Source organism: Aquamicrobium sp. YD-1-mutant5 (assembly GCF_059509755.1).
Genome location: NZ_JCAKKP010000053.1, coordinates 1 through 511 on the forward strand (window position 1 = coordinate 1; position 511 = coordinate 511).

The window sequence follows — 511 nt, forward strand, 5'->3', positions numbered from 1 at the left end:
CGGTGTAACTTTCTCTCGAAACGTGTCCGCCAAAGTCTCGTAATCCCCATCACTGCAAAGGCCAAAACCCTTACTCCGAGGAAGCTAAACTCTGCCGCCCACGCTTCTCTTTCTTCATATTCAATTGTCAAAGAACGGACACACAAGTGTGTCAAAACTGGTTGCGGGAGTTGGATTTGAACCAACGACCTTCAGGTTATGAGCCTGACGAGCTACCGGGCTGCTCCATCCCGCGTCAACCTTGTCGCGCTCGGGAGCGGCATCAAGGAGGCCGCTTAATATCCCAATCTGCGACGAAGTCAAGCGGCTTTCGGATAGTTTTTTTCGGCTATCCGTCGCTTAATTCCGGTCCAGTTAAATCTTATTTCTTAAGAGAAGATTTTCATGCGTTTTGCAGACCTGGCAGCGACCTACTCTCCCGCGTCTTTAGACGAAGTACCATCGGCGCTGGGGCGTTTCACGGCCGTGTTCGGAATGGGAACGGGTGCAGCCGCCCCGCCATGACCACCAG

The 511-nt window shown here is 52.8% G+C and carries 1 tRNA gene and 1 rRNA gene; both read right to left on the minus strand.

The window, feature by feature from the left end:
- Positions 1 to 158 precede the first annotated feature (158 nt).
- Positions 159 to 235: transfer RNA gene (locus AC5XE7_RS20840), tRNA-Met, on the minus strand.
- 162 nt (positions 236 to 397) lie between these two features.
- A 5S ribosomal RNA gene (rrf, locus tag AC5XE7_RS20845) occupies positions 398 to 511 on the minus strand.